The 15,407-nt window shown below is 62.4% G+C and carries 15 protein-coding genes; 8 read left to right on the top strand and 7 right to left on the bottom strand.

The window, feature by feature from the left end:
• Window positions 1-99: 99 nt before the first annotated feature.
• The 4 genes from VJV41_RS11395 to VJV41_RS11380 all read right to left on the bottom strand — a co-directional run bounded on the left by VJV41_RS11395 (window position 100) and on the right by VJV41_RS11380 (window position 3,392).
• Window positions 100-903: an alpha/beta fold hydrolase gene (locus tag VJV41_RS11395; protein ID WP_325333697.1), complete on the bottom strand. Its 804-nt coding sequence runs from the start codon at window positions 901-903 to the stop codon at window positions 100-102.
• Window positions 887-2,149 (bottom strand): LLM class flavin-dependent oxidoreductase, encoded by a 1,263-nt coding sequence (locus VJV41_RS11390; protein ID WP_325333695.1) that lies wholly within the window; start codon window positions 2,147-2,149, stop codon window positions 887-889. The genes VJV41_RS11395 and VJV41_RS11390 overlap by 17 nt, the downstream gene beginning before the upstream one ends.
• A complete protein-coding gene (locus VJV41_RS11385; RefSeq protein WP_325333693.1) occupies window positions 2,035-2,808 on the bottom strand; it encodes a dienelactone hydrolase family protein in 774 nt (257 codons plus the stop codon). The genes VJV41_RS11390 and VJV41_RS11385 overlap by 115 nt, the downstream gene beginning before the upstream one ends.
• Before the next feature lie 80 nt (window positions 2,809-2,888).
• Window positions 2,889-3,392, bottom strand: coding sequence for a flavin reductase family protein (locus tag VJV41_RS11380; protein ID WP_325333691.1), 504 nt, complete (start codon window positions 3,390-3,392; stop codon window positions 2,889-2,891).
• Window positions 3,393-3,792: 400 nt separating this feature from the next.
• Between VJV41_RS11380 and VJV41_RS11375 the strand changes: the two genes are divergently transcribed.
• The 8 genes from VJV41_RS11375 to VJV41_RS11340 are packed head-to-tail and all read left to right on the top strand — an operon-like array spanning window position 3,793 to window position 13,072.
• On the top strand, window positions 3,793-4,557 hold the full coding sequence (locus VJV41_RS11375) for an ABC transporter permease (RefSeq protein ID WP_325333741.1): 765 nt from the start codon (window positions 3,793-3,795) through the stop codon (window positions 4,555-4,557).
• Window positions 4,554-5,399: an ABC transporter permease gene (locus tag VJV41_RS11370; protein WP_325333690.1), complete on the top strand. Its 846-nt coding sequence runs from the start codon at window positions 4,554-4,556 to the stop codon at window positions 5,397-5,399. The genes VJV41_RS11375 and VJV41_RS11370 overlap by 4 nt, the downstream gene beginning before the upstream one ends.
• Window positions 5,400-5,402: 3 nt before the next feature.
• Window positions 5,403-6,788: an MCE family protein gene (locus VJV41_RS11365; RefSeq protein ID WP_325333689.1), complete on the top strand. Its 1,386-nt coding sequence runs from the start codon at window positions 5,403-5,405 to the stop codon at window positions 6,786-6,788.
• Window positions 6,789-6,816: 28 nt separating this feature from the next.
• Window positions 6,817-7,845 carry an MCE family protein gene (locus VJV41_RS11360; protein ID WP_325333687.1) on the top strand — a complete coding sequence of 343 codons (1,029 nt, stop codon included), beginning with the start codon at window positions 6,817-6,819 and terminating at the stop codon, window positions 7,843-7,845.
• On the top strand, window positions 7,842-9,146 hold the full coding sequence (locus tag VJV41_RS11355) for an MCE family protein (protein ID WP_325333685.1): 1,305 nt from the start codon (window positions 7,842-7,844) through the stop codon (window positions 9,144-9,146). The genes VJV41_RS11360 and VJV41_RS11355 overlap by 4 nt, the downstream gene beginning before the upstream one ends.
• Complete coding sequence (locus tag VJV41_RS11350; protein WP_325333683.1) at window positions 9,143-10,483, top strand: MCE family protein; 1,341 nt, start codon at window positions 9,143-9,145, stop codon at window positions 10,481-10,483. Before VJV41_RS11355 ends, VJV41_RS11350 begins: the two co-directional genes overlap by 4 nt.
• Entirely contained in the window at window positions 10,480-11,613 is a 1,134-nt protein-coding gene (locus VJV41_RS11345) for an MCE family protein (RefSeq protein WP_325333681.1), read from the top strand. Before VJV41_RS11350 ends, VJV41_RS11345 begins: the two co-directional genes overlap by 4 nt.
• Before the next feature lies 1 nt (window position 11,614).
• A complete protein-coding gene (locus tag VJV41_RS11340; protein ID WP_325333678.1) occupies window positions 11,615-13,072 on the top strand; it encodes an MlaD family protein in 1,458 nt (485 codons plus the stop codon).
• A 610-nt stretch (window positions 13,073-13,682) separates the two neighbouring features.
• Here the strand turns inward: VJV41_RS11340 and VJV41_RS11335 are convergent.
• The 3 genes from VJV41_RS11335 to VJV41_RS11325 form a co-directional block, all read right to left on the bottom strand.
• The gene (locus VJV41_RS11335) at window positions 13,683-13,898 is read right to left on the bottom strand and encodes a hypothetical protein (RefSeq protein ID WP_325333676.1); all 216 of its coding nucleotides are present in this window, start codon (window positions 13,896-13,898) and stop codon (window positions 13,683-13,685) included.
• 10 nt (window positions 13,899-13,908) lie between these two features.
• The gene (locus VJV41_RS11330; RefSeq protein ID WP_325333674.1) at window positions 13,909-14,712 is read right to left on the bottom strand and encodes a hypothetical protein; all 804 of its coding nucleotides are present in this window, start codon (window positions 14,710-14,712) and stop codon (window positions 13,909-13,911) included.
• A 123-nt stretch (window positions 14,713-14,835) separates the two neighbouring features.
• Window positions 14,836-15,318: a hypothetical protein gene (locus VJV41_RS11325; RefSeq protein WP_325333672.1), complete on the bottom strand. Its 483-nt coding sequence runs from the start codon at window positions 15,316-15,318 to the stop codon at window positions 14,836-14,838.
• Window positions 15,319-15,407 lie beyond the last annotated feature (89 nt).

Below are 15,407 nucleotides of genomic sequence, written 5' to 3'. Positions count from 1 at the left end.
GGCGACTGTTGTCGTCATCGTTGGGTTTCTCCAATCTAGGAGCGCGGACACCACGACGGCTGTCGATGGGGCGCGGGCCCGCACAGGTTTCGTTACGGGTTACGGAAAGAGCAGCGATGACTCCTGCGCCACTGCGAACGCGGGGCCTCGGTCTAAGAAGTCGCCGATGATCTCGGCGCTAGCCTCGGGACGTTCAACCTCGATGCTGTGCCCCGCGTCGTACACGATGGCCAAGTACGCATCCGGCAGCAACTCGACATACAGCCGGCCGAGTTCGACGGGGGTGAGGCGGTCCACGTCGCCGAACAGGACAAGCGTCGGCGCCGAAAAAGTGGAGAGCCGCTTCTCCAGCTCAGAATCGCGCCCGGGCCCGAGAAGTTTCAGCAGCCAGGCATTCCTCTCGGCCGACTCCGGAGTGACTTCGGGTAGTTCATGCTGGTCGGGGTGAGCGAAAAACAGTGCCTTCAACTCTTCTGGGGAAGCCGCCGATGGCAACTGCGCACCCTCCGGCCGAATCGCTGCGGGACTAATCAGGACGAGCTTGTCAACGCGGCCGGGCGCCTGCGTCGCTACCCAGCCCGCGAGGGCTCCGCCGAACGATGTCCCCATGAGCGAGAATCGGTCGAGCTCCAGCGCATCGGCAATCGCGAGGACCGTCTGGGCCAGGTCGAGAAGCGAGCTGCTTCGATTACTGATCGATGACCCGCCGAATCCAGGAATCTCAATCGCAATGACCCTGTTCGTTGCCGCCAACAGATCATGCGTCCGGTTGTGCTGCAGTCCGCTGCCGCCGTGCAATACCAGCAGCGGGTTGCCCTGACCACCGTCGAGATAGCGGACCTCGAACCCATCGGCATCGATAGTTGCTTCCGTGAACACCACGGTCTTAGTCGGATGAGACACCAGCGACCTCCATCTTGTTGTTCGACGCGTCGATCGCGCGCACGGCGGGGATCACGTGCTCACCGAAGCGCCGCAGCGAGTCGAAGCATTCATCGCCGCGGAGACCACCGCCGTTGAACCCGATATCGAGAACACCGACCCCGGTCAACTCGGCGAAATCAACGATCTGATTGACCACCGTGTCGGCAGACCCTTGGAAAGCCAATGTGCCGAGCCCGAATCCTGAAGCGCTCTTGTCCTTTTGGTCGCTGTCGATCCGCTTCGGTGGGTTCGCGAAGCGCAGATCGCCGAGCGTGTGGCGTCCGCGGCCGGTAAAGCCCAGGAGAAAGGAGTTCCTTTTTCCGAAGAAGCGACTCGCTAGGTCCGCTGCATGCTCGTGGGTCTCACCGACGGCGCCAAAGCCGCGGTACGCGATCCAGTCGGAGCTCGGTTCCCAACCGAATCGCTCACATTCGGTCTTGTAGAACGCGACCAGATCAGCAACCAACTCCGGCGGATAGAACGAGATTGCCAGGCCGTAACGGTTCTGGGCGGCGAATGTCGCGGACTCAAGGCTGTTGCCCGAGGACATGATTGGGAATAGCGGCTTTTGCGTCACCGACGGCCACATCGACACGCTCCGGTATTTGTAGTAGCGCCCTTGCCAGGAAAAGGGTTGGGGCTCGGTCAGCGCGCGCTGAATCAAACCATAGGCCTCTTGTGTCCGATCCCTTGTTTCGTCTGCCCGGACACCGTAGACAAGAAACTCGTTGGGTGTTCCGCGCAGGAACAGACAGATAAGTCGTCCATTTGAAAACTGATCCAGCATCGCGCACTCCTCAGCAATACGGATCGGGTTGTTCATCGACACCAACGGACCCATCCACGCGAGCTTGACTCGCGTGGTGACCGCGGCAAATGCTCCGAGCAACACGGCTGCGTTCGGACTTTGCAGCATCGGCCACCCATGATGTTCCGAGACGGAGATCCAATCGAACTTGTCGTCGGCGTACCGCGCCATCTCGAGATGGTTCTCGAATGACTTGACACCAATTTCGGAGTCGTAGAACTTCAACGGGACCGGATAGTTGAGGCCGTTGTCGTCCAACAGCTTTGGATCCTCATATGTGTTCTGGCTCAAGAACGAAAAAATCATGCCGTTGTCTCCTTCGGGCGTTGTGGATGAAGATGACGCCCAAAGATCTCGAGCGTTTTGTTCCAAGACGAGACGGACGCGTCCGGGTCGTAGCCCGGCGTTTCTGGCCACATATACCCATGCCCCGCCATGAAGTGCATCTCTACGACCGCACGCGGGCCGAGTGCTCGAAGTTCATCGATCAGCGCCCCTTGTTCCATAAGTGGGGCCAGACGATCCTGGGCGCCAAATCCCGCGTAGATCTCGCCACAGATCTTCTTGACGAACAGGTGTGGCGAGTCCGGGTCGTCAGTGATCATCATGCTCGGATGCAATAGTGAGCCCGCTGCGAACTCCTCGGGCATCTCGGCCATCGCCCGAACCACTGCTCGGGCCGAATGACAAAAGCCGATACAAGCTTTCGGTCCTTTGCGGGCAGCAGGTTCCGCATCGAGCGCCTGTACCAGAGCGCGGGTGTCCTCGACCATGAACTCGGGCGTGGTACTCACCATCGCGCTCATGACTCGCTCTGTTTCGGGCGAATTCGGATTGTTCGCCAGTTCCTCGCGGTCGAAGGTGATCAACTCACCAATTCGGTGATACAAGTCGGGAAGCGCCGTGTAGTAGCCTTCGCCAGCAAGTCGGCGAGCAGTCGAAAACATCAGTTCATCCAACCCAGGGCCGTGGTGATAGCAGACAACCACGGGAAATGGACCGTCGCCCTCGGGCTGAAAGACCACAGTCGTCATTGGCCCGTCATGTGTTTCGACGATCGAGCGCTTCTCGAGCATCCTTTACACCTCACTTCTGGCGCGAATGGTCTTTCTGATCAACGGATTTCGCGACGACCCCCGCACGTAGCTTGAGCCGCTCAGCGTGCGACCTCTACGGGGTAGGGCTGAAATGCGCGTCGGAAGTAGGAGATCGGACGCCTCTCCAATGGGCCCGCTTCGCCGTGGCGCACCAGACCGACCAGGACAATGTGGTCGCCCATCTCGATGTGTTGGTGGAGCGCGCACTCCGCCCAGGCCAGGGTGTGCTCATGCAGAACCGGGAATCCTGAAGGACTTTCGGTCCAGCAGACGCCGTTGAACTTTTCTTCGGCCTTGGACGCGAACAAGCAGCATATGTCCTCGCTGTTGTCGGCCATGAAGTTCACCACGAATGCGCCTGCCTCGATGAGCGCGGGTAGCGTCCGACTGTTCTTGTCGACGCACACCAGAAGGAGAGGTGGACTGGCCGAGGCGCTGGTCACCGCATTGCTGGTCAGACCACGCCGCGCACCGCTCCCGTCAACGGTCGTGATGACTGCGACGCCGGTCGGGAACGCGGTCATTATCTTGAGGAACGTTTCCCTATCGACGGGCGCCTCCATACTTACTTCCTCCCGTCTCCCACGGTCAGTGACCCTTCCTGTCGTCCATTTCGCCGATCCTCCGGCACCGGAAATCGGGTACGCGAACGACAGTAATGTATCACTGCTTATGAGTAAAACGTCAACAGGAAAGACTGGACGAGGCCTGCCCGACGGAACGTCGCCGCCGCGGCGGTCCATCTCCCGCTTCCGAAAGTTTCGACGCAGCCGAGCGGCACGTCAACATGCCTAAATCGGGATAAAGACCCAGCACAATGCCCGGACAAGTTGATGTATTAGACGGCCGTTCGTGATACAGCACTGTTGACTTTTAAGGTTGCGCCAGTGTGTACTCTGTCGCATGCAGCAGACAGTCGAGGCTGCCGGCCACCAACGGCGCCATCGATTTCCGACCCCCGCGATGAACGCGACGACCTTGAGTCGGCCGTTGCGCGGGGTGGGTGGGTTCTTCGCCATGTCGGTCGACACGCTGATGCTGGTGCCCCGCCGACCCTTCGCCTGGGAGGAATTTCTGCGGCAGTCGTGGTTCGTCGCGCGGGTGTCATTGCTACCGACGGTGCTGCTGGCTATCCCGTTCTCCGTGCTGCTGGCATTCACCTTCAACATCCTTCTCACCGATTTCGGCGCTGCTGACTTCTCCGGAACCGGCGCCGCCTACGGCGCTGTCACCCAAATCGGGCCAATGGTTACCGTGCTCGTCGTCGCCGGTGCCGGCGCGACCGCGATGTGTGCAGATCTCGGAGCGCGCACCATCCGCGAAGAAATCGACGCGATGCGAGTCATGGGCATCAACCCGTTGCAAGCACTGGTAGTCCCGCGCGTGCTTGCGGCGACGTTCATCGCGGTCATGCTGTCGTCGGTCGTCATCCTGGTGAGCCTGATCGGAAGTTTCGTCTTCACCGTCGTAATCCAGCACGTCACGCCCGGAGCATTCGTGGCTGGAATCACCGTGCTCACAGGAGTGGGTGATCTCGCCGTCGGCTTGATCAAGGCAGCATTGTTCGGCCTCAGCGCCGGGCTCATTGCCTGCTACAAGGGCCTGTTTGTCGGCGGAGGTCCCGCCGGGGTCGGCTACGCCGTCAACGAAACCGTCGTCTACACATTCATGGCCCTGTTCGCCATCAACATCCTCGCCTCAGCGGTCGGGATCGAGGTGCTGCGTTGAGTGCGGCAAGCCCCCCGTTTCGGTTGCAGCGCCACTTCTCCCAATGGGGAACGAGCCTTGACCGGCTTGGTCTGCAAACGCTGTTCTATGGCCATACCCTGCGTTCGAGTGGCGATGCCGTCCTGCACTATCGGACAGAGATCCTGCGACTGATCGCGGAGATGGGATTTGGCGTCGGCGCGCTCGCTGCCATCGGCGGCACGGTGGTCATCGTCAGCTTCCTTACGTTGTCTGTCGGCGCCTTGGTGGCGGTGCTCGGGTACAACCAGCTGTCCACCGTGGGGGTGGAGGCCCTGACCGGGTTCATCTCGGCTTTCTTCAACGTCCGCCTGATCGCGCCGCTGATCGCCGGGGTGGCCTTGGCCGCCACGATCGGCGCCGGTGCGACGGCCCAACTGGGCGCGATGCGGATCAACGAAGAAATCGACGCCCTGGAGGTCATGGGCGTGCGCGCGATCTCATACTTGGCCTCGAGTCGGCTGATCGCGGGTGTCATGGTGGTGATCCCTCTGTACTGCGTCGCGCTGATGAGCGGGTTCGTTTCCGCCAAGGTGGGGACCACGGTGTTTTACGGCCAATCCGCCGGCGTCTACAACCACTACTTCAACACGTTCCTGGACCCCGACAGCGTGATCTGGTCATTCCTGCTGGCCGTCACGATGGCGACCGTCATCATGCTGGTCCACACCTACTACGGGTTCAACGCCGCCGGCGGTCCCGCCGGGGTGGGGGAAGCGGTCGGCCGAGCGGTGCGCGCGTCGCTGGTGGCCGCGACCGTTATGACGATGTTCGTATCGCTGGCCATCTACGGCCAGTCCGGCAACTTCCACTACGCGGGCTAGCCGATGGATCGGTCCCGACATCGACGCCGCATCCGCCCCGCGTGGTGGTCACTCGCTTTATGCGCAGTGCTCGTAACCATCATGCTTGTGTGCTCTGGGTTCTTCGCCGGCACGTTCGGGGATTTCGTCCCAGTCACCTTGACCTCGAACCGGTCCGGCTTAGTTATGGAATCGGGTGCCAAGGTAAAGCTGCGTGGCGTCGAAGTCGGCCGAGTCGCCGGCGTCGAAGGCGGGCGCGAGCCTGTCAGCCTGAGGCTGCAGATCTTTCCCGATCAAATCAGCCACATTCCGGCCAATGTCGAAGCAGAGATCCGCTCCACAACGGTTTTCGGCGCGAAGTACGTGGACCTGATCGACCCCGAACACCCCAGTGCCGAGCGGCTGGCTGCCGGTGCGGTGCTCGTATCGCGCAACGTCAGCACCGAAGTCAACACGGTCTTTGAAAATCTCGTCGACCTGTTCCATCACATCGACCCAGCCAAACTCAACGCGGTGCTGACCGCGTGGGCTGATGCCCTTCGCGGGCGCGGCCAGCGCCTCGGCGAAGCCATCACCGCCTCCAATCAAGTGCTGCAGGCGGTCAATCCGCTGATGCCTGCGGCCCAACGGGATTGGCAGTCGCTGAGGGAATTCGCTGAGGCCTATGCCGACGCCGCACCGAACATTCTGGCGGCACTCGAAGCGGCCAGCACTACGAGCACCACGATCACCACACACGCCCGTGACTTGGATGCGTTGCTGCTCAGTGCGATTGGCTTTGCAGACGCCGGCATCAACCTCCTGGGGGCGACCCGTGACAGCTTCCCAGACGCAGTGAATGTGCTCGAACCCACCACTGCGCTGTTGTTGCAATACAACCCGGAATACACGTGCCTGTTGCAGGGGGGGAACTGGCTGCTCGACAACGGGTTGCGCGAGGCCTTTGGGGGCAACGGCAGGTCGATTGTGTTGGACGCCGGCCTGTTTTGGGCCTCCGATCAGTATCGCTATCCCGACAATCTGCCGATCGTTGCGGCGAAAGGCGGTGCCGACGGCAAGCCCAGCTGCGGGTCGCTGCCCGACGTAACAAAGAATTGGCCCGTACGCCAACTTATTTCGAACATCGGCTGGGGTACCGGCCTGGATTTCCGGCCCAATCCTGGCATCGCGCACCCATGGTGGGTGAACTTCCTTCCGGTCACCCGTGGTGTGCCCGAGCCGCCCAGTATCCGGGGTATGGGACCGCCGGCGATCGGTCCAGTGCCATATCCGGGCGCGCCGCCATATGGCGCTGCGCAGTACGGCCCGGACGGGGTCCCGCTGTACCCACCACCGCCGGGATCCCCGCCCGTTGCGGACGGGCCGACACCGCTGGTCCCGGAAAGCCCCGGGCCGCAACCCAACCCGTGATTCACGCCGCGTTGCAAAGGACCTGTCCATGAGAAGTGACCTGCCAGGCGTGGCCATCCGTCTGGGCGTCTTTACGGCCGCATGCGCGGCAGGGACGTTCGCGCTGATCATGGTGTTTGCTCAGCTCAGGTTCGCTCCGGCGACCACCTATAACGCCACGTTCGAAAATGTGAGTGGTCTCAAAGCCGGGCAGTTCGTTCGCGTCGCCGGTGTAGAGGTGGGCAAGGTTGGCCGGATCGTGGTCAACGACGACAACACCGCGACCGTCACGTTCACCGCGGACCAGTCGGTGCCGCTGAACGAGGGGACCCGCGCGTTGATCCGCTACGACAACCTCGTCGGCGATCGGTACCTGGAACTGCAGGAAGGCGCGGGCGGGGTGCGGCCGCTGCAGCCCGCCGACACGATCCCGGTGCAGCGAACGCAGCCTGCGCTGGACCTGGACGCGCTGATCGGTGGGTTCCGGCCGTTGTTTCGGGCGTTGAACCCCGACCAGGTCAACGCGCTGAGCTCCCAGCTGATCCAGGTGTTCCAGAACCAAGGAGCCACGATCAACTCCTTCCTGGCCCAAACCGCGCAGCTGACATCGACGCTGGCCGACCGCGATGAGCTGATCGGGCAGGTCATCACCAACCTCAACACTGTGCTCGGCACGCTGAGCGCTCAGAGCGACCAATTCGGTGGAGCGGTCACCTCTTTGTCACAACTAGTCGAGGGGTTGGCCGCCCGTAAGGCCGATATCAGCAATGCCGTGGCGCACTCCAACGCGGCGGCCGCGTCGATCACTGATCTGCTGCAACGAATCCGGCCGGCGTTTGCCAATACTGTCACTCAGTCCGACCGTGCGAACAGCATCGTGGTGGCAGACCACGACTACCTCGACAACCTGATCGCCACTCTTCCCGACACCTACAAGATCCTGGCGCGCCAGGGCCTTTACGGCGACTTCTTCTCCTACTACCTCTGCGAGATCGTGCTCAAAGTCAACGGGAAGGGCGGTCAGCCAGTGTATGTCCGGGTAGCGAATCAGGTCTCGGGGCGGTGCACGCCAAAATGAAGCCCCTCCTGGAGCGAAACCTCGCCGTGGTCGGTGCGGTCGGCGTCGGTGTGACTGCGGGTGTGGCATTGGCCGCGTTGCAGTACGACAAACTGCCGTTCTTCAACGGGGGGCGTACGTATTCGGCGTACTTCACCGAGGCCAGCGGCCTACAGGCAGGCGCCGATGTTCTGGTCGCCGGCTTCACGGTCGGTCACGTGTCCAGTGTCGACCTTGACGGCGCCCGGGTGCTGGTCACCTTCGACGTCGACAAGCACCTACGGATCGGCGACCGCACCGAGGCGGCGGTCAAAACCAAAAGTCTGCTCGGGGTGAAGGTTTTGGCGGTCACTCCACGCGGCGACAAAGAGTTGGCGCAAACGATTCCGACCGATCGGACGAGACCGGCCTACCAGCTGCCGGATGCCCTGGGAGACTTGTCGACAACCATTGCCAACCTCAACACCGATCGGCTCAACGCGTCGCTGACCACGCTGGCGCGCGAATTCGCCGACACCCCACCGGATCTGAAAGCCGCCATCGCAGGCGTGGCGCGATTCTCGACGACTCTCGGCGACCGCGACAAGCAACTGCGGGAGCTACTCGGCAACGCCAGAGCGGCCACCCACGTGTTGGCCGAACGCACCGATCAAGTCGTCAGCCTGATTGAGAACTCGAACGCGCTGCTGGCAGAGCTGCAGACCCAGAGCGCAGCGTTGGACACGATCTCGGGGAATATCTCCAGGCTGGCAAAACAACTGGCGGGCTTCATTGCCGACAACCGCACTGCGCTGCGCCCTTCATTGGACAAACTCGACGCCGTTCTGACCTTGCTGGATAACCGCAAAGACAAACTGCAGGAGTCCATCAAACTGTTGAACCCCTTTATGATGTCGCTCGGCGAGAGTCTGTCCTCCGGGCCGTTTTTCAAGCTTTACCTTGCCAATCTGCCTCCGGGGCAATTCATGCAGCCGTTCGTCGACGCCGCGTTCTCCGACTTGGGTCTCGACCCTCACGTCCTGCTGCCCTCACAACTGAGCGATCCCCAAACCGGTCAGTCCGCGACCCCGCCGTTGCCGGCCCCATACCCACGCACCGGTCAAGGCGGCGAACCCCCCTTGACCCTGCCCGACGCGATCACCGGTACACCCGGTGATCCGCGATATCCCTACCGCGAACCCCTGCCCGCCCCGCCACCGGGAGGTCCGCCACCGGGTCCGCCCGCCAACGTCCCGCCACCCCCCGCCCCGACGCCACTGTTGGTACCCGCCCCTGGTGAGGTACCGACGGGAGGTACACCACCGACGGGAGGTGCACCGTGACCCGCTCCCGCAGATTCAGGGTGGCCGTGGCACTGGTATTGGGAATCACCCTGGTCGCCGGCATCGGAATGGCGGCACGGCCCTGGTGGAGATCGGTGCTCAGCACCCACCTGGTCGCCTACTTCGACAACAGCACTGGGATCTATCCCGGCGATAGTGTGCTGATCCTCGGAGTGCGGGTGGGCAAGATCGAGAAGATCGATCCGGAGCCCCAGCGCGCACGGATCACCTTCACGGTAGATCGTAAGTACCGCATACCGGCCGACGCGCGCGCGGTCATCATCGCTCCGACCTTGGTGACGTCTCGCTCGATCCAACTCACTCCCGCCTATACCGGCGGTCCGACACTCGGCGACAACGCCGTCATCGCGCAAGACCGGACCGCCGTACCCGTCGAATACGACGACCTACGCGCCCAACTGCAGAAATTGAGCGAAAGTCTGGAGCCCACCGCGCCCGGTCAACCCAGCCCCCTAGGGGCCTTCATCAACACCGCCGCCGACAACCTGCGCGGCGAAGGCGACCAGATCCACGATGCAATCATCCGGCTGTCACAAGCCGCTTCCGCATTCGGCGACCATAGCGATGACATCTTCATCACCGTCAAGAACCTGTCGGTGCTCATCTCGGGGATGCAGTCCAGCACCACGTTGATGCGAGAACTCAACACCAACTTCGCCGCCGTGACGCGCGTGCTGGCCAACGACCCCGACGAGGTCGGCCACGCCGTCGCCGACATCGACGCCGTCGCCGCAGACATACAACACTTCGTCGCCGAGAACAAAGAACCCCTCGGCGTTGCCACTGACAAATTCAGCTCCCTGTCCACCGCCCTGGTCGAGAGCCGCGACGACATCAAACAGCTCCTGCACGTGGCACCCAACGCGCTGGGCAACCTCAACAACATCTACACACCAGCGACCGGCGCTGTGACGGGAGCGCTGGTGCTCAACCAGTTCGCCAACCCGATCAACTTCATTTGCGGCGCTATCCAGGCAGCATCCCGCCTAGGTTCCGAACAGGCAGCGAAACTGTGCGTGCAGTATCTCGCGCCCATCGTCAAAAATCGCCAGTACAACTTCCCGCCGATCGGCACCACGATCGGTCTGGCTGCACCCATCCCCGTCGTCGGTGCGATGGCACGACCTAACGAGGTCACGTACAGCGAGGACTCGATGCGCCCCGACTACCGGCCCACCCCACCACAGCCAACGGGGGCGCAAGCCGAGCCTGGGCCCCCGCTCGCCGCTGAAGCGCCGGCGCCGAATGCGGCGATCAGCACCGACCCCGCCGCCGGGCTGCCCGGCCTGATGGTCCCGCACGGTGATGGACAGTGACCGGCGTTCGCCGTGGGATCGCGGCAACGGTCGCCGTGCTGCTGATCACCGCCCTGTCGGGGTGTGGTTGGCGCGGTCTGAATTCGTTGCCGCTACCGGGCACCGCCGGTAGCGGACCGGGCGCGTACACCGTCACTGCGCAACTACCCGACGTCACCAACATCCAGCCCAATTCCCGCGTCCGCGTCGGTGACGTCACCGTTGGCAACGTCGTGAAGATCGAGCGGCAAGGCTGGCATGCATCGGTAACGATGAAGCTCGACGGTGACGTTGAACTCCCCGGTAACGCCACCGCAAGCGTCGGCCAAACCAGTCTGCTGGGCACCCTGCACGTCGAGCTTGCCCCGCCAACCAACGCGCCTCCGGTTGGCCGACTGCATGAGGGCTCACAAATCCCGCTATCCAACGCCCGCGCCTACCCGACGACCGAGCAGACATTGGCATCACTGGCACTGTTGTTCAACGGCGGCGGGATCGGCCAAATACAAGACATCACAGAGGCATTCAGCACGGCGCTGCGCGGCCGCGAACAAGACCTGCGAGGGTTCAATGACCAGATCAACCGCTTCGTGGGCCAACTCAATGGGCAACGCCAGGACATCATCGCCGCGACCGACAGCATGAACCGCCTCGTCGGCCAATTCAGTGTGCAGAAGCCGACTGTCGACAAGGCGCTGAAGACCATTCCTGACGCACTCGCTGTTCTCAAAGACGAGCGGGAGAACATGGCAAATGCTTTCGCCCAGTTCGGCAAGCTCAGCGCACTGACCACAGACACGCTCAACAAGAGCAAGGACAACCTGATCAAGGAGTTCGACGCCATCGGACCTGTATTCGAGTCGCTTGCTAACGCGGGACCGGCCCTGACCCGGTCGGCGAGCCTCTTCTCTTCCTTCGGGTTTCCTAAGGAGCAGGTCCCCGCGGCGTTTCGCGGTGACTACGGGAATAGCACGCTGGTTGTCGACCTGACGTTGAGCCGCTTGGACGCGGGATTGTTCACCGGCACTCGCTGGGAAGGCAACCTGACCGAACTCGAACTTCAGTGGGGTCGCACCATCGGCCAACTGCCCAGCCCCTATACCGCCGCCAATCCATTGCTCGCCCCCTACCACCCCCATCAAGGGCCGTAACATGCGTCTGAACCGGCGGATTCGAATCCAATTGGCGCTTTTCGCCATTGTGGCGCTCGGGGCCCCAGCGGTCTTGGGCCTGGGCTACCTCCACGCACCCGCGACGTGGTTCGGCGTCGGGCATTACACAGTGACCCTCGAACTGCCCGAAGCTGCCGGGCTTTACAAGACCGGAAACGTCCTCTACCGCGGCACGGAAGTTGGCCGCGTGCAGGATGTTCGACTCACCACCACCGGCGTCAAGGCCGTGCTGTCGCTGCGATCGGACACGCCCATTCCGGCCGATTTGGACGCCGCCGTCCACAGTGTCACCGCCATCGGAGAGCAATACGTGGCCCTCACACCGCGTTCGGATTCACCTCCTCTCCGCGACGGTGCTGTGATACCCCGAGACCGCGTATCCGTACCTCCCGATGTCAACGCGCTGCTCGAGAGCACCAACCGCGGCCTGCAGGCTATTCCGCACGACAACTTGGCCACAGTTGTCGACGAAAGTTACCGCGCCTTCGGTGGTTTGGGACCTGAGCTATCCCGAATCGTGGATGGATCGACGCGGCTGGCCATCGACTCTCGCAGGAATCTCGAGTCGTTGGTAACCCTCATCGACGGGTCAGCCCCGATCCTGGACACGCAGGTCGACACCTCCGATGAAATCCACGCGTGGTCGGCGCATGTCGCTGACATCGCCGGGCGACTCCAGACGCACGATGCGGCGGTGGCCGGTGTGCTCCAGAAGGCGGGCCCGGCCGCCGAGGAGGGCCGAGCGCTGTTCGAGCGGATTCAACCCACCCTTCCGGTGTTGTTGGCCAACCTTGTCACAGTTGGACAGATCGCCGTCACCTACCAACCTGCGCTCGAGCAACTGCTCGTGCTTCTCCCGCCGTATGTAGGAGGGCTCCAAGCCGGGATCGTAGCCAACAAGGACACCAAGTCGCCTTATCCAGGGGCCTACGTGAACTTGGGGCTCAACTTGAATCTGCCGCCCCCGTGCACCACCGGATTCCTGCCAACCCAGCAACGGCGCGTACCGACTCTGGTGGACGACCCCGACCGGCCGAGCGGTGACTTGTACTGCCGGGTCCCACAGGACTCGCCGTTCAACGTCCGCGGCGCACACAACTATCCATGTCTCACCGTGCCGGGCAAACGGGCACCCTCGGTCAAGATGTGCGAAAGCGACGAACAGTACGTCCCGCTGAACAACGGCTACAACTGGAAGGGCGACCCCAACGCGACTCTGTCGGGCCAGGACATACCGCAACTACCTCCCGGTTCCCCGCCGACACAGGCTCCACCGCCTCAAGCACCCGCGCCGCCTCCCATCGCAACGGCCCAATACGATCCGGCCACCGGTTCCTATGTCGGGCCCGACGGCCGCCTGTATACGCAATCCGACCTGTCGTATTCGGCCGCCGGTCAACGCACATGGCAGTCGCTACTGCTGCCTCCAGGAAACTGAGGCGAGCCAGTTAAACAACAGGGTGCCGCTTGCTTAATCTTCGCTGGATCTCAACAAATGTCGCTTCTCAAATCGCTCGTCATCTAGGGATTCTCTGACCTGCGACGACGCGAGTTGTCTCACATCATGTCATCGGCCATTTGTCTCACTTTCGTGTCATTTTTCAGAACGCCGCTACCGATTCTCGGGTGACATACCCCATCGCTGGGGGACGCGGACGAGCCAGTCAGAAGATTCCGTCACGTGACGGCAATCCCAGAGTTGGCTCTCCGGCTCCCCAGTCTCGGTGGGAGATGAATAGTCCAGTAGCACAGTTCATTGGGTATCAACGACCGTGGATCGTCTCTCCCAATCCACGAACCCGATGCGCTGTACCAACAGCAGACCGCCCGCGGCGGCCTGGCATAACGTCGACTATCGCCAGTTAACTACGGCGAGTTGCATTGAGTGAAAGTGCTCGCACCCCTTGGTGATTGGATGATCTACGCTGCTCAACGCGTGAATTGATCCTCTGTACGCCGGTCTCGCCCATCGGCGCACTGTGCGATTCAGTCGACGCAGCGGAATCCGGCGGCGGCGTCCAACCCCGATACGACCTGACCGGGCAGAGCTATTCGAGCACCCGCCGGCCTGATCCGCGTGTCGGTGCGCTCATCGACGACGCGCTGCGCGGCATGGCGACCGTGGCCAACATCGGAGTGGAACCGGTTCTTATGAGCCAGCCAGCACTGTCATTTCGGTCGAACCCAGCCGGGTCATGATCGCGCAGCGCCGGCCCGGTCCTGCGCCGGCCGTGCGGGCCGTCGTCGGCGCCGGGTTCGGTCACCCGGTCGAGGCTATTTGCAGGTGAAGAACTCGTTGACGCCCCAGTCGGTCGAACTGCCGTCGTCGCCGGTGACGGTGCCACGCAGTGTTCCGTCGGATGGGTCGAAGGTGCCGACGTATTCGTCGTTCCTCCAGTGTCTATTTCGCTCGTCGAACCAGCTGATGCCGAAGTCGACCTTATCGCCGTCCCCGGTGGAGTAGAGGATGTCGCCATGATCGAGTAACACGGTGCTGTTCGGCGCATACATGCGGAAGGGGCCAGCGGGGGCGTTACCCTGCCAGGATCCGAAGGTGAAACGAAGATCCCTGCCGCGCATGATGTTTCCGCCTCCGCTGAGACTCCACCTGCACGGCGTCTTCACCGGTGCCGGTCCGGCGTCGTCGGCCGTGTCGAGGCGCACCGTGCCACCCCACGCGATCAGAACGCCGGTATTGCAGCCACCTTCGACGCCTCGGGCGGCGACGCTCAAGACGTGGTCGCCGGGATGGGTGCCAACTTTGACGGTGATCGTCTGGCCCGGACTGTTTCTGATCCAATCGGTCTGCGGATAGTTGTCGACGTTGAAGCGGAACAACGCATCCGAGCATCCGTTCGCGTTGGACGTGTACTGCAACTCGATGAGTTTCTGGTCGCCGGTGAACTTCACCTGCGGCATCTGCGGACAGTCCTGGCCCGTAGCCGGCTGGCACTGCACTTCGACGTACTGCTCGAGATGCAGCCCGGCGGCTGCCGGCGGAGCGAGTGCGACGCCGAGGCCGCCGACGACGGACAGCACCGTCGTCACGACGAAGGGGATGAACGTGCGCTGAAACATGGCCGCTCCAGTTGTGTGCGTCGTTGACCGTGAGCCCACGGATGACGGCCCGGCGAAGAAATCAGGGATTCCCTACACTTTGTGCGCTGTTGAGCCCGCGATGCCGAGTTCTCGGTCGACGCGTTAGCCGGACACATCCTGTGAGGTGTTGCCGAATTCAATGTCTTGGCCGTTCCACGTGCCGTGGCATGACACTGTCGCGTGGTAGGTAGTCAACGGCGGAGGAGCCAAATAGGTGCGGTTCACCGTGTCATGCCCACTGATGGGAAAGTCGTCGGACACGCCGGGCAGCAGTCCGTTGACGTCCTGCGCGTCATAGTGACATTGACCGGAAATCGACTGGGTGTTGCTGAAAGCTGCGTGCACGCTTAACCCGTTCTTGTTCAGAGTCATCGAGACGGAGTTGTGCGGCGTCGGCTTGATGCCAAGCACAGCCAAGGGAACGCAGAAATCTCCATGACTACCGTCAGGCTGCTCGAAGTTATCTGTTCCCGGCGGGCAATCCGGGCCCTGCACATAGGGCGCAGCCCCGGCAGGGACGGCTATCCCCAGCGTCGCTCCGGCCAGGACGATGGCGATTGCCAGCCCCCGATTCATCGTGGTCACGTGCCGCCCCATCCGATGTTGAAGCAGCCCTGAGTTGGTGACCCCCACGAGGTCCGCGGCGGACTTACCTGATCGACCGTTCATGATCA

This window comes from Mycobacterium sp. (genome assembly GCF_035274705.1).
Taxonomy (GTDB): Bacteria; Actinomycetota; Actinomycetes; order Mycobacteriales; family Mycobacteriaceae; genus Mycobacterium.
This window is presented reverse-complemented; position numbering and strand designations above follow the sequence as displayed.

What these genes read in the sequence shown, in the direction of transcription:
- VJV41_RS11385 (WP_325333693.1), bottom strand. Translation starts at nt 2,808, where the DNA reads ATGCTCGAGAAGCGCTCGATCGTCGAAACACATGACGGGCCAATGACG.
- VJV41_RS11380 (WP_325333691.1), bottom strand. Translation starts at nt 3,392, where the DNA reads ATGGAGGCGCCCGTCGATAGGGAAACGTTCCTCAAGATAATGACCGCG.
- VJV41_RS11375 (WP_325333741.1), top strand. Translation starts at nt 3,793, where the DNA reads ATGAACGCGACGACCTTGAGTCGGCCGTTGCGCGGGGTGGGTGGGTTC.
- VJV41_RS11365 (WP_325333689.1), top strand. Translation starts at nt 5,403, where the DNA reads ATGGATCGGTCCCGACATCGACGCCGCATCCGCCCCGCGTGGTGGTCA.
- VJV41_RS11360 (WP_325333687.1), top strand. Translation starts at nt 6,817, where the DNA reads ATGAGAAGTGACCTGCCAGGCGTGGCCATCCGTCTGGGCGTCTTTACG.
- VJV41_RS11355 (WP_325333685.1), top strand. Translation starts at nt 7,842, where the DNA reads ATGAAGCCCCTCCTGGAGCGAAACCTCGCCGTGGTCGGTGCGGTCGGC.
- VJV41_RS11340 (WP_325333678.1), top strand. Translation starts at nt 11,615, where the DNA reads ATGCGTCTGAACCGGCGGATTCGAATCCAATTGGCGCTTTTCGCCATT.
- VJV41_RS11330 (WP_325333674.1), bottom strand. Translation starts at nt 14,712, where the DNA reads ATGTTTCAGCGCACGTTCATCCCCTTCGTCGTGACGACGGTGCTGTCC.